This window comes from Azohydromonas lata, assembly GCF_034427735.1.
GTDB classification, from domain to species: domain Bacteria; phylum Pseudomonadota; class Gammaproteobacteria; order Burkholderiales; family Burkholderiaceae_C; genus Azohydromonas; species Azohydromonas lata.
In genome coordinates this window covers 165,212-190,648 of the sequence record NZ_JAXOJX010000002.1, presented here as the reverse complement: position 1 = coordinate 190,648, position 25,437 = coordinate 165,212, and the positions used below count along the sequence as shown (strand labels likewise).

Below are 25,437 nucleotides of genomic sequence, written 5' to 3'. Positions count from 1 at the left end.
TCCATGCGACGGCCTCCTGGTTCGATTCAGCGATTGCCTGGGCAGCAACACGGCCACACGTTCACCATTTGAATCCGCGCTGCCCCACCGCCAGCGGCATGCCTAGACAACCCAACCAGCGGCGCCCTCTCCCGTCATCGGAAAAAGACCCATCCATCGCGGTCTTCAAATTGTTATCGAGCCATTGGAAAATTGCCAGTGGTGCCTCGGTAATTGCCGCGGCAAATCCGGCAGCGAGCTTCAGGCACCCAGGTAGCGCCGCTCCAGGTGGCGGCGCAGGTGCACCGGGTCCAGTTGGGTGCCGCTGGCGCGCTGCGTGAGCTCGGCCGTGGTCCAGCGGCTGGCGGACAGCCACACGTTCTCGCGCAGCCAGCCGAAGATGGGCTCGAAGTCGCCGCGGGCGATGTCCTCGTCCAACTGCGGCCGCGCCGCGCGCAGCGCGGCGAACCACTGCGCGGCGTACATGGCGCCCAGCGTGTAGCAGGGGAAGTAGCCGAAGGAGCCGTCCGTCCAGTGCACGTCCTGCATGGGTCCGTCGCGGTAGTTGCCGCGGGTGTCCACGCCCAGGAGCTGCTGCATCTGCTCGTCCCACAGTGCCGGGATGTCGGCCACCTCGATGTCGCCCTCCATCAACGCGTGCTCTATGCGCCAGCGCAGCAGCACGTGCGCCGGGTAGGTCAGCTCGTCGGCATCCACGCGTATGAAGCCCGGCTCCACGCGCGTCACCAGCCGCTGCAGGTTTTCAGCCTCCAGCGCCGGCTGAGCGCCGAACGCCTGCGCCAGCCAGGGCGCGATGAGGCCGACGAAACCCGGGTGGCGGCCGAGCTGCATCTCGAAGCTCAGGCTCTGGCTTTCGTGGATGGCCATGGAGCGCGCCTGTGCCATGGGCTGGCCCAGCCAGGGGCGCGGCAGGTTCTGCTCGTAGCGGCCGTGGCCGGTTTCGTGGATGGTGCCCATCAGGCTGGTGAGGAACTCGTCCTCGCGGTAGCGCGTGGTCAGCCGCACGTCCTCCGGCACGCCGCCGGAGAAGGGGTGCGCGCTCACGTCCAGCCGCCCGCCCTCGAAGTCGAAGCTCAGCAGCCGCATCACGCGCTCGCACAGCAGCCGCTGCGCGGCCACGTCGAAGGGCCCTTGCGGCTGCAGCACGGGCTCGCTGGACTGCTTGTCGCGCACGCGCGCCACCAGCGCCGGCAGCCAGCCTTGCAGGTCGCCGAAGAGGCGCTGCAGCTCGGCGTTGCTCATACCGGGCTCGTAGCGCTGCATGAGCGCGTCATAGCGCGAGCAGCCCAGGTGCTGCGACAGCAGCTCGGCCTCTTGCCGCGCGATGCGCACCACCTCGCGCAGGTTCTCGGCGAAGCCGGGCCAGTCGTTGGCCGGGCGCTGGCGGCGCCAGGCGTGCTCGCAGCGCGAGCCGGCGATCTGGCGCGCTTGCACCAGCTCGGCCGGCAGTGCGGTGGCCAGGTCGAACTCGCGGCGGACTTCGCGCAGGTTGGCGCGCTGCTCGGCGTCCAGCGGCTCCTGCTCGGCGCGGGCGATCAGCTCGCTGCGCGACGGGTCGCAGCGCAGCCCGTGCACCAGTGTGGCGAGCTCGGCCAGCGCCGCGGCGCGGGCCTCGCTGCCCTTGGGCGGCATCACGGCGGCCTGGTCCCAGCCGGCCATGGACTGCAAGTGCTCCAGCCGGTAGATGCGGCGGTTCGCCGTGGCCAGGGCGTCGTAGGAAGGGGTCTTGGAAGTGACGGTGGGAGTGGCGGCGCTCATGGCGCCAGGGTACGGGATTGCGCCGCGACCGGATCAAGCCATGGACTCTGACGCCCTCTCAAGGCATGCCCTGCCCCGCAAACCACCGCAGCAGCGCCGGCACCTGTGTTGATGCGCACCGGCGCAGCGCCCTGGAACGGGTCACGCCCGCCTTGATCGCCGACGGCTCATTCCCGCCCGCTGCCCGGCGCCGTGGAGAGCAGCGTTGCGCCGCAGGAGGTCTTGTGGCCTTCAAAGGCCACCGGGCGGCCGTCGATGAGCACGGCCGGGTCGCCCTCGGCGATGACGCAGCCGCCGTGCCCCTTGAGCAGGCACGTGCAGCGGTCGCCTTGGCGCGCCACGCCCAGGCTCAGCACGGATGACCTGGTCGTGCGAGCAGCAGTACAGCGTCACGCGCCCATGGGTGCTGCCGTTGAGCCCATGGCGCTCCCGGAACTGCCCTGCGGCGCCGCCACCAGGACATGCGCCGCCTCGAACAGCACCAGTTCCTGGCGCGGGAGCCCCTGCGCACGCAGGTCGGCCGGGCAAGGCCGCCAGAACCAGGCGATGCCCGCGGTGCGCAACAGCCGCGGCACGAAACCGCTGTCGGATTCGTCGGGGTGCTGGATGAAGCCATGGCGGCCGCTCTGGGCGTGCCGCTCGGCATCCAGGCCCAGCCATGCGTGCGTGAAGCAGCGGCCCAGGCCCTGCGCGCCCCACTGCGCCAGCACGTGGTCGTCCACCTGCGGCAAGGTCATGTGCTCGAAGCAACGCAGCCGCCGGCGCTCGCCCATGAGGGACATGGCATCGCGCCCAACCAGGTGCACCACCGTGAGGCTGCCGTCGCACGGGCCCAGCGACACCTGCGTCACCAGCAACGGGAACGCGCGCAGCTCGCCCCGGTCGGTCACCAGTTGCAGCCCAAAGGGCTCACCCAACAACGCCTGCAGCGGCAGCCGCCCGTCGGTGCTCAGGCAGGTGATGCGCGCCTCCGTGGGTTCGCACAGGCCCTCGGTGAGCACGGCGCGCTGCGGCAGCAGCGCGGCGAAGGTCTTCTGATGCGGCTCATCCCAGCGCAGGCGCAGCGTGCGCCGCTCGGTATCCAGCCCTTGCAAAGCGAATGGCGACGGCGGCGCCATGGGACATCGCTGCCAAGCTCCCGGGAGCTTGAGCCCGGGGGCGTGGTCAAAATACCCGGCCCGCCGCCGGGCGCATCCCGCTCAGGGCGTGAACCGCCCCGGAAACCACCACAGCAGCGCCGACGTCATCACCAGGTAGCGGCCGAATTTCCCAATTGCCATGTAGAGCATGCAGGGCCAGAACGGCAGCTTGAGCCAGCCGGCCACGGCGCACAGCGGGTCGCCCACCACCGGCAGCCAGCTCAAGAGGCAGGCCTTTGGGCCGAAGCGCTCCAGCCAGCCCAGCACGCGGTGCTCGGTGGGCTTGTGGCGGGCGTGCTCCACCACGATCTCGGCGCCATAGCCCATCCACCAGCTGATGGCCCCGCCCAGCGTGTTGCCGGCCGTGGCCACCAGCACCGCGGGCCAGAACAGCGCCGGGTCCAGCTTGACCAGGCCGAACACCGCCGGCTCCGAGCCCAGCGGCAGCAGCGTGGCCGACACCAGCGCCACGATGAACACCGTGCTCAGGCCGAATTCCGGCAGGGCCAGCGCCTGCAAAACCAAGGTCATCCACGCTTCCATCGGCCCATTATCGGCAGCGCCCGGGCGCCTCCCGGGCCGCGGCCCCGTGCGGGCACACGGCGCGCGGCGGCGGACCGGGCAGGCGCCGCCGCTATACTCCTGCCTCCTTTTTCAGCACACCCCCCCGCCTGACCCATGAAACTCGGAGCGATCACGCTGCCGAATACGCTGTTTGTCGCCCCCATGGCAGGGGTGACCGACCGGCCTTTCCGCCAGTTGTGCAAGCGGCTGGGGGCGGGCTACGCGGTCAGCGAGATGGTCACCTCCAAGCGGGAGCTGTGGAATTCGCTCAAGACCTCGCGCCGCGCCGACCACGCCGGCGAGGTGGAGCCCATCGCCGTGCAGATCGCCGGCGTGGACCCGGCGCAGATGGCCGAGGCCGCGCTCTACAACATCGACCGCGGCGCCCAGGTCATAGACATCAACATGGGCTGCCCGGCCAAGAAGGTGTGCAACGTGTGGGCCGGCTCGGCCCTGATGCAGGACGAGCCGCTGGCCCTGCGCATCGTCGAGGCCGTCGTGGCCGCCTGCGCCCCGCGCGGCGTGCCCGTGACGCTGAAGATGCGCACCGGCTGGTGCGCGGCCGAGAAAAACGCGCTGCGCCTGGCGCGCGCGGCCGAGAGCGCCGGCATCGCCCTGCTCACCGTGCACGGCCGCACCCGCGAGCAGGGCTACAAGGGCCAGGCCGAGTACGACACGGTGGCCGCGGTCAAGGCGGCGCTGGGCATTCCGGTGGTGGCCAACGGCGACATCGATTCGCCGCAAAAGGCCAGGCAGGTGCTGGAGTACACGCGGGCCGACGCGCTCATGATCGGCCGCGCCGCGCAGGGGCGGCCGTGGATCTTCCGCGAGGTGGCGCACTTCCTGGTCACGGGCGAGCTGCTGGCGCCGCCCACCGTGCGCGAGGTGCGCGGCTGGCTGCTGGAGCACCTGCAGGACCACTACGGCCTCTACGGCGAATACAGCGGCGTGCGCAGCGCACGCAAGCACATCGGCTGGGCCGTGCGCGCCCTGCCCGGCGGGGAGGACTTCCGCGCCCGCATGAACCTCATCGAAAGCTGCGAGCAGCAGCTGCTGGCCGTGGGCGACTGGTTCGACGAGCTCGCCCAGCACCACGAACGGCTGCCGCTTGCCGCCAACGACGAAAGACTCGAACTCACCGCATGAGCAAGCAACAGATAGAGGCCTGCGTGCGCGAGAGCCTGGAGGAGTACTTCCGGGACCTCGACGGCGCTCAGCCCCACTCCGTCCACGAAATGATCATCGCCATCGTCGAAAAGCCGCTGCTGGAGGTGGTGATGCAGCACGCCGCCGGCAACCAGAGCAAGGCCGCCGAGTGGCTGGGGATCAACCGCAACACCCTGCGGCGCAAGCTGGTCGAGCACCAGCTGCTGGGCACGGCGCCCTCCTCGGCCGACTGACCCACCGCCCGCGCCGACGCCTGCGGCGCCCCCTCACACACCGATTCAACAAAGCCCGCAACCCATGACCACCGCACTGATTTCCGTCTCCGACAAGACCGGCATCGTCGAGTTCGCCCGCGAACTGCACGGCGCCGGCGTGAAGCTGCTGTCCACCGGCGGCACCGCCAAGCTGCTGGCCGACGCCGGCCTGCCCGTCACCGAGGTGGCCGAGGTCACCGGCTTCCCCGAGATGCTGGACGGCCGCGTCAAGACGCTGCACCCGCGCGTGCACGGCGGCCTGCTGGCCCGCCGCGACGTGCCGGCGCACATGGCGGCGCTGCAGGAGCACGGCATCGAGACGATCGAGCTGCTGGTGGTCAACCTCTACCCGTTCGAGGCGACCGTCGCCAAGCCCGGCTGCACGCTGGAAGACGCCATCGAGAACATCGACATCGGCGGCCCGGCCATGGTGCGCTCCGCCGCCAAGAACTGGAACGACGTGGCCGTGCTCACCGACGCCGGCCAGTACGCCCAAGTGCTCGCCGAGCTCCAGGCCGACGGCAAGGTCAGCCGCGCCACGCGCTTCAAGCTCTCCGTCGAAGCCTTCAATCGCATCGCCCAGTACGACGGCGCCATCAGCGACTACCTGTCTTCCCTGGAGTTGGGTGCCGAAGGCGAGCAGCCCGCGAAAAACCTGTTCCCGGGCCAGAGCAACGGCCGCTTCGTGAAGATCCAGGACCTGCGCTACGGCGAGAACTCGCACCAGCAGGCCGCCTTCTACCGCGACCTCTTCCCCGCCCCCGGCTCGCTGGCCACGGCCAAGCAACTGCAGGGCAAGGAGCTCTCGTACAACAACATCGCCGACGCCGACGCCGCCTGGGAGTGCGTCAAGAGCTTCAGTGAGGTGCCGGCCTGCGTGATCGTGAAGCACGCCAACCCCTGCGGCGTGGCCGTGGGCGCCAGCGTCGCCGAGGCCTACAGCAAGGCCTTCCAGACCGACCCGACCTCGGCCTTCGGCGGCATCATCGCCTTCAACCGCCCGCTGGATAAGGCCGGCGCGGAGCTGGTGGCCAAGCAGTTCGTGGAAGTGCTGATCGCCCCGGGCTTCACGGAAGAAGCCCGCGCCGTGTTCGCCAGCAAGGTCAACACCCGGCTGCTGCACATCGAGCTGCCCCCGGGCGGCGCCACCGCCTGGGACCAGGGCTTGAACCTGATGGACGCCAAGCGCGTGGGTTCCGGGCTGCTGCTGCAGACCGCCGACAACCGCGACTTCGACCCGGCCGGCCTCAAGGTCGTGACCAAGCTGCAGCCTTCCGAGCAGCAGATGCAGGACCTGCTCTTCGCCTGGAAGGTGGCCAAGTTCGTCAAGAGCAACGCCATCGTGTTCTGCGGCAACGGCATGACGCTGGGCGTGGGCGCGGGCCAGATGAGCCGCATCGACAGCGCGCGCATCGCCAGCATCAAGGCCGAGAACGCCAAGCTGACGCTGCAGGGCTCGGCCGTGGCCAGCGACGCCTTCTTCCCGTTCCGTGACGGGCTGGACGTGGTGGTGGACGCGGGCGCGGGCTGCGTGATCCAGCCCGGCGGCAGCGTGCGCGACGACGAGGTGATCGCCGCCGCCGACGAGCGAGGCATCGCCATGGTCTTCACCGGCACGCGCCACTTCCGCCACTGATAGCCTGAAGGCTCATGCGCCGCCGCGCCGGGCCTTCGCCAGAAGGCGCGGCAAGGCGGCGTTTTCACATCTCCCAGACAGGCTTACATGCGCATCCTCGGCATAGACCCCGGCCTGCAGACCACGGGCTTCGGCGTCGTGGAGGCCGACGGCCCGCACCTGGCCTATGTCGCCAGCGGCACGATTCGCACCAAGGACGCCGCGCGCGGCGACCTGCCCGGACGGCTGAAGATCATCTTCGAAGGCGTGCGCGAGGTGCAGGCGCGCTATGCGCCGAGCTGCGCGGCGGTGGAGATCGTCTTCGTCAACGTCAACCCGCAGAGCACGCTGCTGCTGGGCCAGGCCCGCGGCGCGGCGCTGGCGGCGCTGGTGTCCGGGGACCTGCCGGTGTCGGAGTACACGGCGCTGCAGATGAAGAAGGCCATCGTGGGCAACGGCCACGCGAGCAAGGAGCAGGTGCAGCACATGGTGATGCGGCTGCTGGGCCTGCCCGCCCCGCCGGGGCCGGACGCGGCGGACGCACTGGGCATCGCCATCGCCCACGCCCATGCGGGCACCTCGCTGGCGGCCATGGCCCATGCGGGCGGCACGCTGGAGCGGCGCCAGCACGCGCTCTACCGCAAGGGGCGGGCGTACTGAAGGAACGCCCCAGCTTGTGCCGACGGGAAGCGCTTGCAAAGAAGCCTGTAGGAGGCCCGCTTGCGGGCCGAACCGTCGCCCGACTGCAATTCGGCCCGCAAGCGGGCCTCCTACAAGCGCTGCCGGCGCCGTGACTGCCTGCGAACAACCAACGCATCCAGCCTGGGCTGGCTGCCTTCAAGGCGTCCAGAAGTACCGCACCAGGTGGAAGAACACCGGCGCGGCGAAGGTGATGGAGTCCAGCCGGTCCATGTAGCCGCCGTGGCCGGAGATGGCGCTGCCCCAGTCCTTGGCGCCCAGCGAGCGCTTCACGGCCGACATCACCAGGCCGCCGAGCACGCCGCACACCACGATCTGCGCGGCCAGCAGCGCCGCCAGCAGCGGCCCAAAAGGCGTCACGCCGTGCAGCGCCGCGCCCAGCGCCACGGCGGCCAGGCCGCCGCCCATCAGCCCTTCCCAGGTCTTGGACGGGCTCAGCTTGGGCACCAGCTTGTGGCGGCCCAAGAGCTTGCCGAACACGTACTGCAGCACGTCGCTGATCTGCACCGTGAAGGTGAAGAAGAACAGCAGCTCGACCTGCCGGCCTTCGAAGCCGGGAATGTCCAGCATCAGCAGCGCCGGCGCGTGGCTCACGCCGTACACGCAGGCCATGAGCGCGAACACGATGCGGGCGTTGCGCGAGAGGAAATCCTCCGTGTCCTGCGACAGCGCCGAGGCCGACGAGATCAGGCCGAACATGTAGACCGGGATGAAGATGGCAAAGAGCCCGTACCACTGCACGCCCAGCAGCACGTACTGCAGCGGCAGCGCCACGAAGAAGGCCAGGAACATCGCCCAGTAGTCGGTCGGCTTGGTGGGTGTGAGCGTGAGGAACTCGCGCAGCGCCATGAAGGACGAGAAGGCGAACACCACCACCGTGGCCGTGCGCCCAAGCGCCAGCGCCACGAACAGCACGCCCACCATCACCCACCAGGCGCGGATGCGGGCATTGAGGTTGTGCACGGTTTCGCTGCGCCCGCCGGTGCGCGCGTTCAGCACGGCGCCGACCACGGACGCCAGCACCAGGATGGCCAGCAGCAGCGCGCCGGTGTGCAGGAAGTTGGGGCTCAGCGTCGGCATGGCGTTCAGTCCCGGGCCAGCGCGCACACGGCGTCGCGCATGCGTTGCAGAAAACCGTCCTTCTCCTCGGCCGGGCGCAGCGCGTGCGGGGCGCCGAAGTGCACGCGGCACAGCAGCGGCAGCGGCACGGGCGCGCCCTTGGGCCAGGTGCGGTAGAGGTTGTGCAGGTAGGCCGGCACCAGCGCCACGCCGGGGTGGGCCTGCGCCAGGTGGTACAGGCCGGTCTTGAAGGGCACGGGCAGCGGCTGCGTGCCGCGCGTGCCCTCGGGAAAGACGATGAGCGAGTCGCCCGCGGCCAGGGCGTCGTGCAGCGGCTGCAGCGCCTGCGCGCCACCGGCCACGCGGTCGATGAGCACCACGCGCAGCAGCCGCCGCGCGACGTAGCGGCGCGCGGGCGTGGCGTCCCAGTAGTCGGCGCCGGCCACGGGGCGCACCTGCGCGCGCTGGTGCGCCGGCAGCGCGGCCAGCAGGATGAGCGTGTCCAGGTGGCTGCTGTGGTTGGCGAAGACCACGCAGGGCAAGGGCAGCGGCGCGTCGAACGCGGCGCGCCCGCCCACGATCCAGCGCACCAGGGTGAGCAGCGCATCGCGCTGCAGCCGGTACCAGGCGTTCATGGCGCGCTCCCCTGCCCGTTGAGCCCGCGGGCCAGCGCACGCGTGCGCGTGACGCAGGTGAGCACGCTGCCCACGGCGATGGCCGCCACGGCCGCGCGCAGCGGCCAGGGCGCCGCGACGAAAGGCTGCAGCACGCAGGCGGCGGTGAGCAGCGCCATGCGGTGCTGCTTGGCCATGGGGCCGCGGAAGTCGTGGCCCAAGCCGCAGGACGCGCCGAACACGCGCACGTAGGCCGTAAGCGCGGCGGCCAGGGCGCCGAACCAGCCCAGCGCCGGCCAGCCGGCGGCATAGCCCGCGGCCACGATCAGGAGCGAATCGGCGATGCGGTCCGGGAACTCGTTGTAGACGGCGCCCAGCGGCGTCTGCTTGCCGTGCTCCACGGCCACCATGCCGTCGAACAGGTTGCACAGCAGCCGGCCCTGGATGCAGGCCGCCGCGGCCAGCCACCACCCGCCGCCGGCCCACAGCGCCAGCGCGCCGGCCGCGGCAAAGGCGATGCTGAGCACCGAGATCTGGTTGGGGCTCACGCCGCGCGCCGCGATGGCGCGGGCCAGGCGCTGGGCCCAGGCGCTGCCGCGCACGCGCAGCTCGCGCCGGTCGCCGGATGCGGGCGGTGTCATCGTGGGCCGTCTCCCTGTTCTTGTAGGTCAGGCGGCCATCGTAGGCGATGCGCCCGCAACCGCGGCACGAGGTTGCCGCCGCATCGGCGTGCGCGCCACAGCGGTGCGGGCAGCGCCTTGGGCGCCCACCGCCACCCGCTGCGGGCGGCCGCGCCCAACGAAACAAGCGGCCTGGGGCTTATTCCTGCACGAGCGCCTGCACGCCCATGGGCGGCTTCTTGGCCTGGGCCGGCGCGGCCACGGGATAGGGTTCGCCGCCGCCACCGGCGGCCAGGCACGCGGCCAGCACGGCCGACAGCGTGCTGCCCAGCAGGAAGGGCAGCATGGAGGCGGAAGAGGCGCAGGATGCGGCGGAAGGGGCGGGTTGAGGCGTCATGCCGCCAGCATCCGCGCGCAGCCGGCGCGGATGCATCCGGATGAAACGCGGATGAAGCGCCCGCAACGTCCTGCCACAAAGCGGCGGCGCCGGTTGGATGCGTCGTGAACGATTCACGACCGCGCAGCGACGCCGGCTTGGGCGCTACAGCAGCACGGCGAGCCGCTCCAGGGCGATGACGGCGAAGAAGCCCAGGCCGGCCAGCACCGTCCACTTCACGAGGACCAGGCCGCGGCGGCGCCAGCGCACGTCCTTGGTGCCTATGTACATGGCAAAGCACAGCAGCCCGGCCACGAGCAGCAGGCCAAAGACGAGGCGAAAGATCAGCATGTCGGTGCGCGGCGGGGCCAGGCCGGAGGGGGCTTCACCACGCCGAGGCGAGCTGCGCGAAGCCCTGCGGGGCCTGGCGCTCGTCCTGGAAGCTCACGATCTCCCAGGCGCTCTCGTCCGACAGCAGCGCGCGCAGCAGCTTGTTGTTGAGGGCGTGGCCGCTCTTGTAGGCGCTGTAGGCGGCCAGCAGCGGGTGGCCGGCGATGTAGAGATCGCCCATGGCGTCCAGGATCTTGTGCTTGACGAACTCGTCGTCGTAGCGCAGGCCGTCGGCATTGAGCACGCGGGTGTCGTCCACCACGATGGCGTTGTCCATGCTGCCGCCCAGGCTCAGGCCGCGGGCGCGCATGGCGTCCACGTCCTTCGTGAAGCCGAAGGTGCGCGCGCGCGCGATGTCGTGCTGGTAGCGGCCGGAGCCCAGGTCGAACTCCACGCGCTGGCCGGTGGAGTCCACGGCGGGGTGTTTGAACTCGATCTCGAAGCTCAGCCGGTAGCCGTGGTAGGGGTCCAGGCGCGCCCACTTGAGCGCGGCGCCCTCGCCTTCGCGCACCTCCACGGGCTTGCGCACGCGGATGAAGCGCTTGGGCGCGTTCTGCTCCACCACGCCCGCGCTTTGCAGCAGGAAGACGAAGCTGGCGGCCGAGCCGTCGAGGATGGGCACTTCCTCGCCGGTGATGTCGATCTGCAGGTTGTCTATGCCCAGCCCGCAGCAGGCGGACATGACGTGCTCGATGGTGTTGACCTTGGGCGCACCGGGGTCGCCGCCGGGCGAGATGGTGGAGGCCAGCCGCGTGTCGCACACCGCCTGCGCGTTGACGGGGATGTCCACGGGCGCGGGCAGGTCCACGCGGCGGAAGACGATACCGGTGTCCGGCGCGGCCGGACGCAGCGTCAGCTCGACCTTGGTGCCGCCGTGCAGACCCACGCCGACGGCCCGGGTGAGCGACTTGAGGGTGCGTTGCTTGAGCATGGGCGAATTGTCCCCGATGCGCATGGAGCCCACCCTGCTGGGGCCAAGCAAAGAAGCGCAAAGCTGCATGAAGAACGGCAAAGGGCCGGCAGCGCGCGGGACAGCGCGGCGGCAAGGCGCGGCAGGTGCCGCAAACACAAAAGGCCGCCTCGTGGCGGCCCCTGGTGCAGGCGAATATCAGGAGGGCTCAAGCGCGCCGCCTGCCGCTGGCTGGAGGCCGGCGGCGCGGGACGGGCTCAGTCCGCCTGCTTGCGCAGGTAGGCCGGGATCTCGATCTCGTCCATGCCGTTGCTGGCCAGCGCGTCCACCTTGGCCGCGGCGCTGCGGCCGTGGCGCCAGACGCTGGGCACGCTGTAGTCGGCGGTGCCGGCCGGGGTGCCCGGGGCGGCCAGGTTGTTGAGCACGGGCAGGTTGTCGGTGCCGGTGCGCTGGGCGCTGTGCACCACGCTGATGGTGGCGGCGGCGCGCTTGCTGGGGCTCAGGCCCGTGGCGATGACGGTCACGCGCAGCTTGTCGCCCAGGCTCTCGTCATAGGCCGTGCCGTAGATGACGTGGGCGTCGTCGGCGGCGTAGCGGCGGATGGTGTTCATGGCGTTGCGCGACTCGGCCAGCTTGAAGGTGGCCTTGCTGGCGGCGATGAGCACCAGCACGCCGCGCGCGCCGGAGAGGTCGATGCCTTCGAGCAGCGGGCAGGCCACGGCGGCGTCGGCGGCCTTGTTGGCGCGGTCCGGGCCGCTGGCGGTGGCCGTGCCCATCATGGCCTTGCCGGGCTCGCTCATGACGGTCTTGACGTCTTCGAAGTCGACGTTGACCAGGCCGGGGATGTGGATGATGTCGCTGATGCCGCCCACGGCGTTGCGCAGCACGTCGTTGGCTTGGGCGAAAGCCTCGTCCTGGGTCACGTCGTCGCCCAGCGTCTCCAGCAGCTTCTCGTTGAGGACGACGATGAGGCTGTCCACGTTGGCTTCGAGCTCGTTGACGCCGGCGTCGGCCTGCTTCATGCGGCGCGCGCCCTCGAACTCGAAGGGCTTGGTGACCACGCCCACGGTGAGGATGCCCATTTCCTTGGCCGCGCGGGCGATCACGGGCGCGGCACCCGTGCCCGTGCCGCCGCCCATGCCGGCGGTGATGAAGACCATGTGGGCGCCTTCAAGGGTTTCCTTGATGCGCTCCACGGCCTCCTCGGCCGCGGCCTGGCCCTTTTCGGGGCGGCCGCCGGCGCCCAGGCCGCTCAGGCCGAGCTGGATGGTGCGCTGCGCGGCCGAGCGGTTGAGTGCCTGCGCATCGGTGTTGGCGATGATGAACTCCACGCCTTGGACACCCTGGGAGATCATGTGGTCCACGGCGTTGCCGCCGCCTCCACCGACCCCGATCACTCGGATCTGGGTGCCCTGCTCGAATTCCTCGATCATCTCGATAGCCATGGTCTGCACCTCCTGATGTGCAATTGTCCGTAGGTTGACGCTGCCGGGCTGCCTGCCGTCGTACCCAGCGTCAAAAGTTCCCAAGAAACCAGTCGCGTGCTCGACCGAACATGGTCTTCACGCTGCCGGCCTGCGCCGCAGCCTTGATGCCGCGCGCCCTTGCCAGCCGTGCCTCCTCCAGCAAACCCATCACGGTGGCCGACCGGGGGTTGGCCACCATGTCGTGCAGGGCGCCGTGATAGGTCGGCAGCCCCTTGCGAACGGGTTTCAGAAAGATGTCTTCGCCCAACTCCACCATGCCCGGCATCACGGCGCTGCCGCCGGTGATGACGATGCCGCTGGAGAGCAATTCCTCGTAGCCGCTGTCGCGTATGACTTGATGCACCAGCGAAAAAATCTCTTCCACGCGCGGCTCGATCACGCCGGCCAGCGCCTGGCGGCTGAGCATGCGCGGGCCGCGGTCGCCCAGCCCCGGCACCTCGACTTGCTCGGCCGGGTCGGCCAGCATCTGCTTGGCCACGCCGAACTCGACCTTGATCTCCTCGGCGTCCTTGGTCGGCGTGCGCAGCGCCATGGCGATGTCGCTGGTGATGAGGTCGCCCGCGATGGGGATGACGGCGGTGTGGCGTATGGAGCCGCCGGTGAAGATGGCCACGTCGGTGGTGCCCGCGCCGATGTCCACCAGCGCCACGCCCAGGGCGCGCTCGTCCTCGGTGAGCACGGCGGCGCTGGAGGCGCTGGGGTTGAGCATGAGCTGCTCCACTTCCAGCCCGCAGCGGCGCACGCACTTGACGATGTTCTCCGCCGCGCTTTGCGCGCCGGTGACGATGTGCACCTTGACCTCCAGGCGCCCGCCGCTCATGCCGATGGGCTCCTTGACCTCGTGGCCGTCGATGACGAACTCCTGAGGCTCCACCAGCAGCACCTTCTGGTCGTTGGGGATGTTGATGGCCTTGGCCGTCTCCACCACCCGCGCCACGTCCACCGGGGTCACTTCCTTGTCGCGCACGATCACCATGCCGGTGGAGTTCTGCCCGCGGATGTGGCTGCCCGTGATGCCGGTGTAGACGCGGCTGATCTTGCAGTCGGCCATCATCTCGGCCTCCTTGAGCGCCTGCTGGATGCTTTGCACCGTGGCGTCGATGTTGACGACCACGCCGCGCTTGAGCCCGTGCGAGGAAGCCACGCCCAGCCCCGCCACGCGCAGCTCCCCCCCGGGCAGCACCTCGGCCACCACCGCCATGACTTTGGCGGTGCCGATGTCCAGCCCGACAACCAGATCCTTGTATTCCTTGGCCATTGCTTGCCTGCCTGCCCTTATTTGGTTTTCTTCGCTGACGTCGCGGTCAGCGTGGTCGAGATTCCATGCAGCCGAACCACGTAGCCGTCCTTGTGGCGAAGGTCGGCATACTGCAGCGGCCGGCCGTAGTTGGCCGTGACCTGCGGCAGCGTTCGCACAAAGCGCTCGCCGCGCGCGGCGATGTCCACGTCGGTGCCGCGGCCCAATTCCACGCGCGCACCGCTGACGTCCAGGCCGCTGGCGCCGCCGAGCTCCACGCTCCAGGAGCCGCGCTGGCTGAGCTTGAGCCGCTTGATGCCGCCCAGCGGCTCGAATACCGGCGCCAGCCGCGCCTGCAGCCCGAGCATGCGTGCGGCGCTGTCCTCGGGGCCTTCGAAGATGGGCAACCCCTCGTCCTCGACGTCGCCCACGTTGGCGTCGAAGATTTCGCCCTGCGTGCTCACCAGGCGGTCGCCCTCGTCCTCGTTGCCGGCCCAAATGGCCGCGGCGCGGTGCTCCAGCAGCCGCACCTCCAGCCGGTTGGGGAAGACGCGGTGCAGCACCGCCTGCCGCACCCAGGGCAGCGCCTCGAAAGCCTCGCGCGCGGCCTGCAGGTCCAGCGTGAAGAAGTTGCCCCGCAACTGCGGCACCGCCTCGTTGCGAAGCTGCACGGGGTTGCTGCGTTCGATCTCGCCGTCCACGCTGACCACGCGCAGCGCGAACAGGGGCAAGCGCGAGGCCCACTGGGCCACGGCCGCCAACACCGCCAGCACCACCAGCGCGTAGATCAGGCTGGCCACCGCGTTGGTGAGCCGCACATCGGGCGGCAGCGGGGCCGTTGCACGAGCAGCCATGGTCGTGTGTGCTCCTGCGCCTTCAGCCCCGCGCGCCGCCGTCCAGCGCCGCCTGCGACAGCAGGTGCAGGCAGAGCTGTTCGTAGCTCATGCCTGCGGCGCGGGCCGACATGGGCACCAGGGAATGGCCCGTCATGCCCGGAGAGGTGTTCATCTCCAGCAGAAAGGGCTTGTTGTCACGTGCGCGCAGCATCAGGTCGGCGCGGCCCCAGCCGCGGCAGCCCAGCGCGCGGTAGGCGCGCAGCACGATGCCTTGCACCTCGGCTTCCAGCGCGGGCTCCAGCCCGCTGGGCACGAGGTACTTCACCTCGTCGGTGAAGTACTTGTTGTTGTAGTCGTAGCCCGCGGCCGGCGGGACGATGCGGATGACGGGCAGCGCGCGCGCGGCGTCGCCCTCGCCCAGCACCGGGCAGGTCAGCTCGGCGCCCGCGATGAACTCCTCGCACAGCACCACGGCGTCGTGGCGCGCGGCCAGCTCCACCGCGGCAGCCATCTGCGAGGCCTGCTCCACCTTGGTCATGCCCAGCGAGCTGCCCTCGTGCGGCGGCTTGACGATGAGCGGCAGGCCCAGCTCGGCCACCGCCGCGGCGATGCGCCCGGGGCTGCAGTCCTGGCGGCGCAGCACCACCTGGCGCGGCAGGGGCAGGCCCTCGGCGGCCCACACTCGCTTGGTCATCACCTTGTCCATGGCGATGGCGCTGGCCATCACGCCGGAGCCGGTGTAGGCGATGCCCATGAGCTCCAGCGCGCCCTGCACCGTGCCGTCCTCGCCGTGGCGGCCGTGCAGCGCGATGAAGCAGCGCTTGAAGCCCTCGCTCTTGAGCTCGGCCAAAGGGCGCTCGGCCGGATCGAAGGCCTGGGCGTCCACGCCCTGCGACTGCAGCGCCTGCAGCACGCCGGAGCCCGACATCAGGGAGATGTCGCGCTCGGCCGAGCTGCCACCCATGAGGACGGCGACCTTGCCCAGCGCCTTCACGTCCACGTTCACGTTCGCGTTTGCCATGTCGCGTCTCTTACTCGCTGCGCTGCCCGGCGGGCAGCATCTCGGCCAGGCGGCCCGGCACGGTGCCAATGGAGCCCGCCCCCATGGAGATGACCACGTCGCCCTCGCGCACGAAGTCGGCGATGGCCTGGGGCAGCTCGGCCACGTCGTCCACGAACACCGGGTCGGTCTTGCCCGCCACGCGCAGCGCGCGCGCCAGGCTGCGGCCGTCGGCGGCCACGATGGGGCCCTCGCCCGCGGCGTAGACCTCGGTGAGCAGCACCGCGTCGGCCTGGCCCATGACCTTCACGAAATCCTCGAAGCAGTCGCGCGTGCGGGTGTAGCGGTGCGGCTGGAAGGCCAGCACCAGGCGGCGGCCGGGGAAGGCGCCGCGCGCGGCCGACAGCACCGCGGCCATCTCCACGGGGTGGTGGCCGTAGTCGTCGATGAGCGTGAAGCAGCCCTGCGCGCCCTGCAGCTCGCCGTAGCGCTGGAAGCGCCGGCCCACGCCGCCGAACTTGGCCAGCGCGGCGGCGATGGGGGCGTCGGGGATCTCCAGCTCGGTGGCCACGGCGATGGCCGCCAGCGCGTTGCGCACGTTGTGCTCGCCGGGCAGGTTGAGCGTGATGCGCAGGTCCGGCAGCTTCTCGCCGTTGCGCCGGCGCACGGTGAAGCGCATCTGCCCGCCGGGCAGCGCCTGCACGTCCACGGCCTGCACCTGCACGTCGTCGCCGAAGCCGTAGCTCACGATGGGGCGCGACACCATGGGCATGATGGAGCGCACGCCGGGGTCGTCGCCGCACAGCACGGCCGCGCCGTAGAAGGGCATGCGGTGCAGGAACTCGACGAAGGCGCCCTTGAGCCGCGCGAAGTCGTGGCCGTAGGTGTCCATGTGGTCGGCGTCGATGTTGGTGACGACGCACAGCACGGGACTGAGGTTGAGGAAGGAGGCGTCGCTCTCGTCGGCCTCCACCACGATGTGCTCGCCCTTGCCCAGCGCAGAGTTGGCGCCGGCACTGTTGAGCTTGCCGCCGATGACGAAGGTGGGGTCCAGCCCGGCCTCGGCCAGCACGCTGGTGACCAGCGAGGTGGTGGTGGTCTTGCCGTGGGTGCCGGCGATGGCGATGCCGGCCTTGAGCCGCATGAGCTCGGCCAGCATGGTGGCGCGCGGCACCACGGGGATGCGGCGCGCGCGCGCGGCGATCACCTCGGGGTTGTCGCCGCGCACGGCGGTGGAGGTCACCACGGCCTGGGCGCCCTCGATCTGCGAGGCCTCGTGGCCGGTGAAGACGCGGATGCCCAGCGAGGCCAGGCGGCGCGTGGTGGCGCTGTCGGACTGGTCGGAGCCCGAGACCACGTAGCCCAGGTTGTGCAGGATCTCGGCGATGCCGCTCATCCCGGCGCCGCCTATGCCTACGAAGTGAATGTGCTTGACGGCGTGTTTCATGTCTTGTTGACGAGCTTTTCTATGGTGTCGGCCACGCGCGCGGCGGCGCGCGGGCGGGCCAGCGCGCGGGCCTGGCGGGCCATGTCCAGCAGTTGCGGGCGCTGCAGCGCGGCCAGGCGCTGCGCCAGCGCGGCCGGCGAGAGCTCGGCTTGCGGCAGGTGCACCGCCGCGCCGTGCTGCGCCATGTAGGCGGCGTTGTCGCGCTGGTGCGAAGTGGTGCTGACGATGAGCGGGACGAGGATGCTGGCCACGCCGGCGGCGCACAGCTCGCTCACGGTGACGGCGCCGGCGCGGCACAGCACCACGTCGCAATCGGCCAGGCGCTGCGCCATGTCGTCGATGAAGGGCAGCAGCTCGGCCTGCACGCCGGCCTGGTCATAGGCCGCGCGCACGCTGTCGATGTGGGCCATGCCGGTCTGGTGCGTGACCTGCGGGCGCTGCGCGGGCTGCAGCAGCGCCAGCGCCGCGGGCAGCGTCTCGTTGAGCACCTTGGCGCCCAGGCTGCCGCCCACCACCAGCAGCCGCAGGGGGCCCTGGCGGCCGGCGAAGCGGGCCTCGGGGGCGGGCAGCGCCTCGATCTCGGCGCGCACCGGGTTGCCGGTAACGGTGGCGCGCCTGGTGGCCGTGGCGGCCTGGCCCTCGAAGCCGAAGGCCACGCCGTCGGCCACGGGCAGCAGCGCCTTGTTGCTCAGCAGCAGCGCCGCGTCGGCGTTGACCAGCACCAGCGGCTTGCCCAGCGCCGCGGCCATCATGCCGCCGGGGAAGCACACGTAGCCGCCCATGCCCAGCACCGCGTCGGCACGGCGGCGGCGCAGGATGCCCAGGCACTCGGCGAAGGCCTTCAACAGCCGCATGCCGCCGGTGAGCGTGTGCATCAGGCCCTTGCCGCGCAGCCCGCTGAAGCCGACGCGGTCCAGCGCGATGCCGGAGGGCGGCACCAGCCGGTTCTCCATGCCCGCGGGCGTGCCCAGCCAGCTCACGCTCCAGCCGCGCTGCTGCATCTCGCGCGCCACGGCCAGGCCCGGAATGACGTGGCCGCCCGTGCCGGCGGCCATGATGACGAGGTGGCGGTTCATGTCCGCCCTCCCTTCATGAGCTGCCGGTTCTCCATGTCCACGCGCAACACGATGGCCAGCGCCACCAGGTTCATGAGGATGGCCGAACCGCCGTAGCTCATGAGCGGCAGTGTCAGCCCCTTGGTGGGCAGCAGGCCCAGGTTCACGCCCATGTTGATGAAGGCCTGACCGCCCATCCAGATGCCTATGCCCTGCGTCATGAGGCCGGCGAAGACGCGGTCCAGCGCGATGGCCTGGCGGCCGATGTGAAAGATGCGCCGCGCCAGCCAGAAGAAGGCAAAGATCACCACCGCCACGCCGATGAAGCCCAGCTCCTCGCCCACCACGGCCAGCAGGAAGTCGGTGTGCGCCTCCGGCAGGTAGTGCAGCTTCTCCACGCTGTTGCCCAGGCCCTGGCCCGTGATTTCGCCGCGGCCAATGGCGATGAGCGAGTGCGTGAGCTGGTAGGCCTTGCCCTGCGCGTACTTCTCGTCCCAGGGGTCGAGGTAGGCAAAGATGCGCTGGCGACGGAATTCGCTGAACACGATCATCAGGACGAAGGCGCCCACCAGCACGGCCACGCTCAGGAAGAACATGCGGCCGTTGACGCCGCCCAGGAACAGGATGCCCAGCGCCACCGTGGCGATCACGATGAAGGCGCCCATGTCCGGCTCGGCCAGCAGCAGCACGCCGATGAGGGCCAGCGCCACGGCCATGGGGAGCACCGCCTTGAAGAAACGCTCCTTGATGTCCATCTTGCGCACCATGTAGCTCGCGGCGTACATGGCGATGCCGACCTTGGCCGCCTCGCTGGGCTGGAAGTTCATGATGCCCAGCGGTATCCAGCGCCGCGCGCCGTTGACCGACAGGCCCACGTGCGGAATCAGCACCACGACCAGGCCGAGCAGCGAGGCGATGAAGAGGTAGGGGGCCCACTTCTCCCATTGCGCGATGGGCACCTGCACCACCAGCAGCGCGGCCACGAAGCCGATGCCCAGCGAGGCCAGGTGGCGCACCAGGAAGTAAGTCGGCGTGTAGCGGGCAAAGCGCGGGTTGTCCGGCAGCGCCACGGTGGCCGAATAGACCATCACCAGCCCAAGCGCCAGCAGCCCCACGGTGACCCACAGCAGGCCCTGGTCGAAGCCCGAAAGCCGCGCGGGCTGCGAGGGCCCCGTGCGGACGAAGTCGCGCACGGGCAGCGAGTACGCGCGCGCCGCGGCGCGCGTGGGCACGAGCTTGCGCAGCCACTCGAAGGCTTTCACAGCGATTCCCCTCGCTCGGCCGCCAGCTCGGCCACGGCGTTCACGAACACCTCGGCGCGATGGGCGTAGTTGCGGAACATGTCCAGGCTGGCGCAGGCCGGGCTCAGCAGCACGGCGTCGCCCTCGCGCGCCTGCTGGAAGCACCAGGCGGTGGCGGATTCAAGCGTGTCAAAGCGCTGCATGGGCACGGCGGTGCCGGACAGCGCCTGCTGCAGCGCGGGGGCGTCGCGGCCTATGAGGGCCACGGCGCGCGCGTAGCGGCCCACGGGCGGGGCCAGCGGCGCGAAGTCCTGGCCCTTGCCGTCGCCGCCCAGGATGAGCAGCAGCTTGGCCGGATCGCGGTCGGCGCCCAGGCCGTTGAGCGCGGCCACGGTGGCGCCGACGTTGGTGCCCTTGCTGTCGTCGAAGGCCTCGACACCGCCCACGATGCCCACCGGCTCCACGCGGTGCGGCTCGCCGCGGTACTCGCGCAGCCCGTGCAGCATGGGCCCCATGGGGCAGCCCACGGCGCTGGCCAGCGCCAGCGCGGCCAGGGCATTGGCGGCGTTGTGGCGGCCGCGGATGCGCAGCGCGTCGGCGGGCATGAGGCGCTGCAGGCGGATCTCGGTCTGCTCGTCGCGGCGACGGCGCGGGCCGGGGTCCTCGTCGCCCTGGGCGCGCACCAGCCAGGCCACGCCGCGCTCTTCGACCAGGCCGAAGTCGCCCGCGGCGCGCGGGGCGTCCAGGCCGAAGCGCACCACGCGGCGCGAGACCACGCGCGGGCGCCCACCGCGCACGGCGGCCTTGACCACGGTGGGCGCCGGCACCATGGCTTCCACGGCCGGGTCGTCGCGGTTGACCACCATCACCGCCTCGCGGCCGTAAATGGCGGCCTTGGCGCGGGCGTAGGCGGCCATGTCGCCATGCCAGTCCAGGTGGTCCTGGGTGACGTTGAGCACCACGGCGGCATCCGGCTCGAAGCCCTGCACGCCATCGAGCTGGAAGCTGGAGAGCTCCAGCACCCAGGCGTCGGGCAGATGCGAGAACACGGGCGCTGGCGGGGGCGCCGGCGGCAGGTTCACGCCGTCGGCGGCCCCGGCCGCGACCGGCGCAACGGCGTTGGCGCCTTCAGCCACCTCGGTCTCGGCCGGGATGGCCTCGGCGCCCTCTTCCGTTTCCGGCACCGGCGGCTTCGGAAAAATTTCCTGCGCCAGCGCCTGGGCCAGCGTGTCCAGCAGCGTTGGGCCGATGTTGCCGGCGGTAGCCACGCGCATGTCGCAGCGGCGCAGCAGCAGCGAGGTCAGCGAGGTGACCGTGGTCTTGCCGTTGGTGCCGGTGATGGCCAGCACGCGCGGCGCATAGCCGTCGCGCTCCTTGAGCGCGGCCAGCGCGCGGGCGAACAGGCCCAGCTCGCCCTCGATGCGCACGCCCATGGCGCGCGCGGCGCTGAGCAGCGGCTCGATGCGCTCGTCGTGCGGCGACAGGCCCGGGCTCTTGAGCAGCAGTTGCAGCCCCTGCAGTTGCGACAGTGCCAGCTCGCCGCTGAACACCGGCACGGCGGGCCACTGCGCCTTGAGCGCCGCGGCCTGCGGCGGCTGCGCGCGCGAGTCCCACACCCGCACCTGCGCGCCGTGCGCGGCGCACCAGCGCGCCATGGCCAGGCCCGAGTCGCCCAAGCCCAGCACCAGCACCTGCTGGCCCTGCAGCGAAGTCATGGGCGCCGTGGCCGCGGCAGTGGGGGAAGCCAGGGTGGAAGCGGTGGAGGAGCTCATGGCCGGTTTCTCAGCGCAGCTTCAGCGTGGCCAGGCCCAGCAGGCACAGCAGCATGGTGATGATCCAGAAGCGGATGACGACCTGCGTCTCCTTCCACCCGGATTTTTCGAAGTGGTGGTGCAGCGGCGCCATGAGGAAGATGCGCCGCCCAACGCCGAAGCGCTTCTTGGTGTACTTGAACCAGCTCACCTGGGCCATGACCGACAGCGCCTCCACCACGAACACGCCGCCCATGACCGCCAGCACGATTTCCTGGCGCGTGATCACGGCGATGGTGCCCAGCGCGCCGCCCAGCGCCAGTGCGCCCACGTCGCCCATGAACACCTCGGCCGGATGCGCGTTGAACCACAGGAAGGCCAGCCCCGCCCCGGCCATGGCCGAGGTGAACACCAGCAGCTCGCCCGCGCCCGGGATGTAGGGGAACAGCAGGTAGCGGCTGTACACCGCGCTGCCCGTGACGTAGGCGAACACGCCCAGCGAGGCGCCCACCATCACCACCGGCATGATGGCCAGCCCGTCCAGCCCGTCGGTGAGGTTGACCGCGTTGGAGCTGCCCACGATGACCACGTAGGTCAGCGCGATGAAGCCGAACACGCCCAGCGGATAGCTCACCGTCTTGAAGAAGGGGACGATCAGGTCCGCCTTGGGCGGCAGCGAGTTGGAGAAGCCGCTGGCCACCCAGCGCATGAACAGCTCGATCACGCGCATGGCCGACACTTCGCTCACGCTGAAGGCCAGGTAGATGGCTGCGACCAGGCCGATGAGCGACTGCCAGAAGTACTTCTCGCGCGAGCGCATGCCTTCCGGGTTCTTGTGCACGACCTTGCGCCAGTCGTCGACCCAGCCGATGGCGCCGAAGCCGAAGGTGACGATCATCACGATCCACACAAAGCGGTTGGCCCAGTCGAACCACAGCAGCGTGGACACGGCGATGCCGATGAGGATGAGCACGCCGCCCATGGTGGGCGTGCCGCTCTTGACCATGTGCGCCGCGACGCCGTACTCGCGTATGGGCTGGCCGATCTTGAGCTCGGCGAGCTTGCGGATGACCAGCGGGCCAAAGCCGATGCCGATGAGCAGCGCGGTCATGGCGGCCATGAGCGCGCGCAGCGTCAAATACTGGAACACGCGCAGGAATCCCAGGGCCTCCGGGAAGCGCTCGGCCAGCCATTGCGTCAGCAGGAGCAGCATCAGCGCACCTCCCCGAGCAACGGGAGCACGCGCTCCATGCGCATGAAGCGCGAGCCCTTGACCAGCACGGACGGCACCTGCGGCAGCGCCGGCACGGCGTCCAGCAGCGCCTCGGTCGAGGCGAAGTGCCGCGCCCCGGCGCCATAGGCCTGGGCCGCGTGCGCGCACAGCGTGCCCGCGCACCAGAAGTGCTCGATGCCGCGTTGCGCGGCCAGCGCGCCGACCTCGGCATGGAAGGCCGGGCCCTGGTCGCCGACCTCGCCCATGTCGCCCAGCAGCAGCGCCCGCGGCGCGGGCAGCGCCGCCAGCAGCTCGATGGCCGCGCGCACGGAGTCGGGGTTGGCGTTGTAGCTGTCGTCCACCAGCGTGCACTCGGCGCCGCCGCGCAGCAGCTTCTTGAGCTGCGAGCGGCCGGCCACGGGCTGGAAGGCTTCAAGGCCCTGTACCACGGCCGCCAGCGGGGCGCCCGCGGCCAGCGCGCAGGCGGCGGCGGCCAGCGCATTGCGCACGTTGTGCTCGCCGGGCATGCGCAGCGCCAGCCGCGCCGAGCCCATGGGCGTGTCCAGCGCCAGCGACCAGTGGTCCGCGACCCACTGCGCCTGGCCGCGGACTTCGCCGCCGGGGCCAAAGCGCAGCACGCGGCGCGCGCCGGCCAGCTCGGCCCACAGCGGCGTGAAGGCGTCGTCGGCCGGGAAGACGGCGCAGCCGCCGGCGCCCAGCGCCTCGATCACGCTGCCGTTCTCGCGCGCCACGGCCTCCACCGAGGCCATGAATTCCTGGTGCTCGCGCTGCGCGTTGTTGACCAGCGCCACCGTGGGCCGCACCAGGCGGGCCAGCTCGGCGATCTCGCCGGGATGGTTCATGCCCAGCTCGACCACCGCGGCGCGGTGCTCAGGCCGCAGGCGCAGCAGCGTCAGCGGCACGCCGATGTGGTTGTTGAAGTTGCCGGCCGTGCCCAGCGCCGCGTCGCCTTGCCAGGCGCGCAGGATGGAGGCCGTCATCTGCGTGACGGTGGTCTTGCCGTTGCTGCCCGTGACGGCGACGAGCGGCAGCGCCTCGAAGCGCGCGCGCCAGGCGGCCGACAGCGCCTGCAGCGCGGTCAGCGTGTCCGGCACCAGCAGGCCTGGCAGCGCGGCCGGGTCCAGGGCGCGCTCGGCGATGGCGGCGGCGGCACCGGCGGCCTGCGCGGCCGCCAGGTGGTCATGCCCGTCGAAGCGCTCGCCGCGCAGGGCGACGAACAGGTCGCCCGGCTGCAGCGTGCGGGTGTCGGTGTGCACGCGCGCGATCACGGTGTCCGGCGCACCCACCAGGGTGGCGCCGGGCAGCAGCGACTGCGCCTCGCGCAGCGTCAGCATGCTCATGCGCGCCTCCCATGAAAGCCGGGAAGCGCAGAACGGCAGCCCAAGAGGCGAGCTGCCGAAGTCGAAGGGTGATTCGTCTGGTAAGTCATGGCTGCGCCTGTCGCGTCCGCAACGCGTCGAGCGCCTCGTCGATATCGGAGAAGGGCAGCTTCCGGCCGCCGATGTCCTGGTAGTCCTCGTGTCCCTTGCCGGCGATGAGCAACACGTCGGCAGGTGCTGCCGAGCGCACCGCGTCGAGAATGGCCTCACGGCGGTCCTCGATGACCTTGGCGCGGGCGCCGTGCGGCAACCCGGCCACGATCTGCGCCAGGATGGCGCCCGGTGACTCGGACCGCGGATTGTCGCTCGTCAAAACGACATCATCTGCAAGCTGTTGTGCAATCGCGCCCATCAAGGGGCGCTTGGTGGCGTCGCGATCGCCGCCGCAACCGAACACGCAGCACAGCCGCCCGCCCCGCGCGCTCGCCAGCGGGCGCAGCGCCGCCAGCGCCTTCTCCAGCGCGTCGGGCGTGTGGGCGTAGTCCACCACCACTTCCGGGCCGGCCTCGCCTGTGCCCAGGCGCAGCTGCTGCATGCGGCCCGGCACGGGCGTGAGCAGCGGCACCACCTCGGCCGCCTGCCGCGCCGGCACGCCCAGCGCGCGCAGGCCGCCCAACACCGCGAGCAGGTTGCTGGCGTTGTAGTCGCCGATGAGGCGGCTGCGCACGGGCAGCGCCGCGCCGTCGCCCTCCTCCACCATCTCGAAGGCCAGGCCACCGGCCTCGTAGCGCAGGTCCTGCGCGCGCAGCCGCGCGGGGCCGCGCGTCGAGTAGGTCCACAGCGCCAGGCCGCTGCCGGCGAGCTCGCGCGCCAGCGCCTGGCCCTGCGCGTCATCGACGTTGACGACGGCCGCGCGCAGCCCCGGCCAGTCGAAGAGCATGCGCTTGGCGGCCCAGTACGACGCCATGGAGCCGTGGAAGTCCAGGTGGTCGCGCGTGAAGTTGGTGAACAGCGCCACCGTGATGCGCGCGCCGGCCAGGCGCTGCTCGATCAGGCCGATGGACGAGGCCTCCAGCGCGCAGGCCTTGAAGCCCTCGTCCACGAAGCGGCGCAGCCCGGCATGCAAGCTCACCGGGTCCGGCGTGGTCAGCCCGGTGAACTCGATGCGCGCGTCTTCCTGCGTGCCCGCGCGCGGCGGCTCGCCGATGCCCAGCGTGCCCACCAGGCCGCAGCGCCGCTGCAGCGCGGTGAGGGCCTGCGCGGTCCACCAGCTCGTGGAGGTCTTGCCGTTGGTGCCGGTGGCGGCCACCAGGTCCAGCGCCTGGCTGGGCGAGCCGAAGAAGCGGTCGGCCACCACGCCGGCGGCGGTCTTGAGCCCGGGGACGGCGGCGATGCGCTCGTCGTCGAAGCCGAAAGCCTCCACGCCCTCGCTGGCCACCAGGCAGGCCGCCGCGCCGGCCTGCAGCGCGCCGGCCACGAAGCGGCGCGCGTCGTGCGCCGCGCCGGGCCAGGCCATGAAGGCGTCGCCCGCGCGCACCAGGCGGCTGTCGCTGCGCAGCGTGCCCGTCACGCGCGCGCGCAACCACTGCGCGGCGGCGTCGGCGTCGTCAAAGCGGGTCAGTGCCACGAGGCCTCCCGGCACGCCGCGGTCGCCGCCGGCTTGCT

At 71.1% G+C, this 25,437-nt stretch carries 24 protein-coding genes and 1 pseudogene; 4 read left to right on the top strand and 21 right to left on the bottom strand.

Going from position 1 to position 25,437, the window contains the following annotated elements; genetic code table 11:
* Positions 1–240: 240 nt before the first annotated feature.
* The 4 genes and pseudogenes from SM757_RS02985 to SM757_RS02970 form a co-directional block, all read right to left on the bottom strand.
* Positions 241–1,758, bottom strand: a complete 1,518-nt coding sequence (locus SM757_RS02985) for a carboxypeptidase M32 (RefSeq protein ID WP_322464307.1) — start codon at positions 1,756–1,758, stop codon at positions 241–243.
* A 167-nt stretch (positions 1,759–1,925) separates the two neighbouring features.
* Positions 1,926–2,099: pseudogene (locus SM757_RS02980) on the bottom strand (PAAR domain-containing protein); the annotation flags it as partial.
* A 48-nt stretch (positions 2,100–2,147) separates the two neighbouring features.
* Entirely contained in the window at positions 2,148–2,876 is a 729-nt protein-coding gene (locus SM757_RS02975) for a contractile injection system protein, VgrG/Pvc8 family (protein WP_322464306.1), read from the bottom strand.
* 81 nt (positions 2,877–2,957) lie between these two features.
* A complete protein-coding gene (locus SM757_RS02970; protein ID WP_066331721.1) occupies positions 2,958–3,440 on the bottom strand; it encodes a YqaA family protein in 483 nt (160 codons plus the stop codon).
* A 135-nt stretch (positions 3,441–3,575) separates the two neighbouring features.
* On the opposite strand from SM757_RS02970, the gene dusB reads away from it, so the two are divergent.
* The 4 genes from dusB (at position 3,576) to ruvC (ending at position 7,157) form a co-directional block, all read left to right on the top strand.
* Positions 3,576–4,607 (top strand): tRNA dihydrouridine synthase DusB, encoded by a 1,032-nt coding sequence (gene dusB / locus SM757_RS02965; RefSeq protein WP_322464305.1) that lies wholly within the window; start codon positions 3,576–3,578, stop codon positions 4,605–4,607.
* A complete protein-coding gene (locus SM757_RS02960; protein ID WP_066331710.1) occupies positions 4,604–4,861 on the top strand; it encodes a Fis family transcriptional regulator in 258 nt (85 codons plus the stop codon). The genes dusB and SM757_RS02960 overlap by 4 nt, the downstream gene beginning before the upstream one ends.
* A 64-nt stretch (positions 4,862–4,925) precedes the next feature.
* Positions 4,926–6,518, top strand: coding sequence for a bifunctional phosphoribosylaminoimidazolecarboxamide formyltransferase/IMP cyclohydrolase (gene purH, locus SM757_RS02955; RefSeq protein WP_322464304.1), 1,593 nt, complete (start codon positions 4,926–4,928; stop codon positions 6,516–6,518).
* Between the two features lie 87 nt (positions 6,519–6,605).
* On the top strand, positions 6,606–7,157 hold the full coding sequence (gene ruvC, locus SM757_RS02950; protein ID WP_066331698.1) for a crossover junction endodeoxyribonuclease RuvC: 552 nt from the start codon (positions 6,606–6,608) through the stop codon (positions 7,155–7,157).
* A 177-nt stretch (positions 7,158–7,334) separates the two neighbouring features.
* Here the strand turns inward: ruvC and SM757_RS02945 are convergent, their stop codons facing one another.
* The 17 genes from SM757_RS02945 to SM757_RS02865 form a co-directional block, all read right to left on the bottom strand.
* Positions 7,335–8,276: a phosphatidate cytidylyltransferase gene (locus SM757_RS02945; protein WP_322464303.1), complete on the bottom strand. Its 942-nt coding sequence runs from the start codon at positions 8,274–8,276 to the stop codon at positions 7,335–7,337.
* A 5-nt stretch (positions 8,277–8,281) separates the two neighbouring features.
* A complete protein-coding gene (locus SM757_RS02940) occupies positions 8,282–8,890 on the bottom strand; it encodes a lysophospholipid acyltransferase family protein (protein ID WP_322464302.1) in 609 nt (202 codons plus the stop codon).
* Positions 8,887–9,510 (bottom strand): CDP-alcohol phosphatidyltransferase family protein, encoded by a 624-nt coding sequence (locus tag SM757_RS02935; protein WP_066331691.1) that lies wholly within the window; start codon positions 9,508–9,510, stop codon positions 8,887–8,889. The genes SM757_RS02940 and SM757_RS02935 overlap by 4 nt, the downstream gene beginning before the upstream one ends.
* A gap of 178 nt (positions 9,511–9,688) precedes the next feature.
* On the bottom strand, positions 9,689–9,886 hold the full coding sequence (locus SM757_RS02930) for a hypothetical protein (RefSeq protein WP_322464301.1): 198 nt from the start codon (positions 9,884–9,886) through the stop codon (positions 9,689–9,691).
* Positions 9,887–10,030: 144 nt separating this feature from the next.
* Positions 10,031–10,216 (bottom strand): hypothetical protein, encoded by a 186-nt coding sequence (locus SM757_RS02925; protein WP_066331688.1) that lies wholly within the window; start codon positions 10,214–10,216, stop codon positions 10,031–10,033.
* A gap of 34 nt (positions 10,217–10,250) precedes the next feature.
* The gene (lpxC, locus tag SM757_RS02920) at positions 10,251–11,186 is read right to left on the bottom strand and encodes a UDP-3-O-acyl-N-acetylglucosamine deacetylase (protein ID WP_066331943.1); all 936 of its coding nucleotides are present in this window, start codon (positions 11,184–11,186) and stop codon (positions 10,251–10,253) included.
* 236 nt (positions 11,187–11,422) lie between these two features.
* The gene (gene ftsZ, locus SM757_RS02915) at positions 11,423–12,610 is read right to left on the bottom strand and encodes a cell division protein FtsZ (RefSeq protein WP_066331941.1); all 1,188 of its coding nucleotides are present in this window, start codon (positions 12,608–12,610) and stop codon (positions 11,423–11,425) included.
* A gap of 70 nt (positions 12,611–12,680) precedes the next feature.
* Positions 12,681–13,910 carry a cell division protein FtsA gene (gene ftsA / locus SM757_RS02910; RefSeq protein WP_066331685.1) on the bottom strand — a complete coding sequence of 410 codons (1,230 nt, stop codon included), beginning with the start codon at positions 13,908–13,910 and terminating at the stop codon, positions 12,681–12,683.
* A gap of 17 nt (positions 13,911–13,927) precedes the next feature.
* Positions 13,928–14,743 carry a cell division protein FtsQ/DivIB gene (locus tag SM757_RS02905; protein WP_066331683.1) on the bottom strand — a complete coding sequence of 272 codons (816 nt, stop codon included), beginning with the start codon at positions 14,741–14,743 and terminating at the stop codon, positions 13,928–13,930.
* Positions 14,744–14,765: 22 nt separating this feature from the next.
* Positions 14,766–15,746 (bottom strand): D-alanine--D-alanine ligase, encoded by a 981-nt coding sequence (locus SM757_RS02900; protein ID WP_322464300.1) that lies wholly within the window; start codon positions 15,744–15,746, stop codon positions 14,766–14,768.
* A 10-nt stretch (positions 15,747–15,756) separates the two neighbouring features.
* Entirely contained in the window at positions 15,757–17,172 is a 1,416-nt protein-coding gene (gene murC / locus SM757_RS02895; RefSeq protein WP_066331678.1) for a UDP-N-acetylmuramate--L-alanine ligase, read from the bottom strand.
* The gene (gene murG, locus SM757_RS02890; RefSeq protein WP_322464299.1) at positions 17,169–18,248 is read right to left on the bottom strand and encodes an undecaprenyldiphospho-muramoylpentapeptide beta-N-acetylglucosaminyltransferase; all 1,080 of its coding nucleotides are present in this window, start codon (positions 18,246–18,248) and stop codon (positions 17,169–17,171) included. The genes murC and murG overlap by 4 nt, the downstream gene beginning before the upstream one ends.
* The gene (gene ftsW / locus SM757_RS02885) at positions 18,245–19,489 is read right to left on the bottom strand and encodes a putative lipid II flippase FtsW (protein ID WP_407655733.1); all 1,245 of its coding nucleotides are present in this window, start codon (positions 19,487–19,489) and stop codon (positions 18,245–18,247) included. Before ftsW ends, murG begins: the two co-directional genes overlap by 4 nt.
* Positions 19,486–21,183, bottom strand: a complete 1,698-nt coding sequence (locus tag SM757_RS02880; RefSeq protein ID WP_322464370.1) for a Mur ligase family protein — start codon at positions 21,181–21,183, stop codon at positions 19,486–19,488. Before SM757_RS02880 ends, ftsW begins: the two co-directional genes overlap by 4 nt.
* 67 nt (positions 21,184–21,250) lie before the next feature.
* Complete coding sequence (gene mraY / locus SM757_RS02875; RefSeq protein WP_066331673.1) at positions 21,251–22,432, bottom strand: phospho-N-acetylmuramoyl-pentapeptide-transferase; 1,182 nt, start codon at positions 22,430–22,432, stop codon at positions 21,251–21,253.
* The gene (locus SM757_RS02870; protein ID WP_322464298.1) at positions 22,432–23,793 is read right to left on the bottom strand and encodes a UDP-N-acetylmuramoyl-tripeptide--D-alanyl-D-alanine ligase; all 1,362 of its coding nucleotides are present in this window, start codon (positions 23,791–23,793) and stop codon (positions 22,432–22,434) included. Before SM757_RS02870 ends, mraY begins: the two co-directional genes overlap by 1 nt.
* Positions 23,794–23,878: 85 nt before the next feature.
* Entirely contained in the window at positions 23,879–25,399 is a 1,521-nt protein-coding gene (locus SM757_RS02865; RefSeq protein ID WP_066331661.1) for a UDP-N-acetylmuramoyl-L-alanyl-D-glutamate--2,6-diaminopimelate ligase, read from the bottom strand.
* Positions 25,400–25,437: the final 38 nt, after the last annotated feature.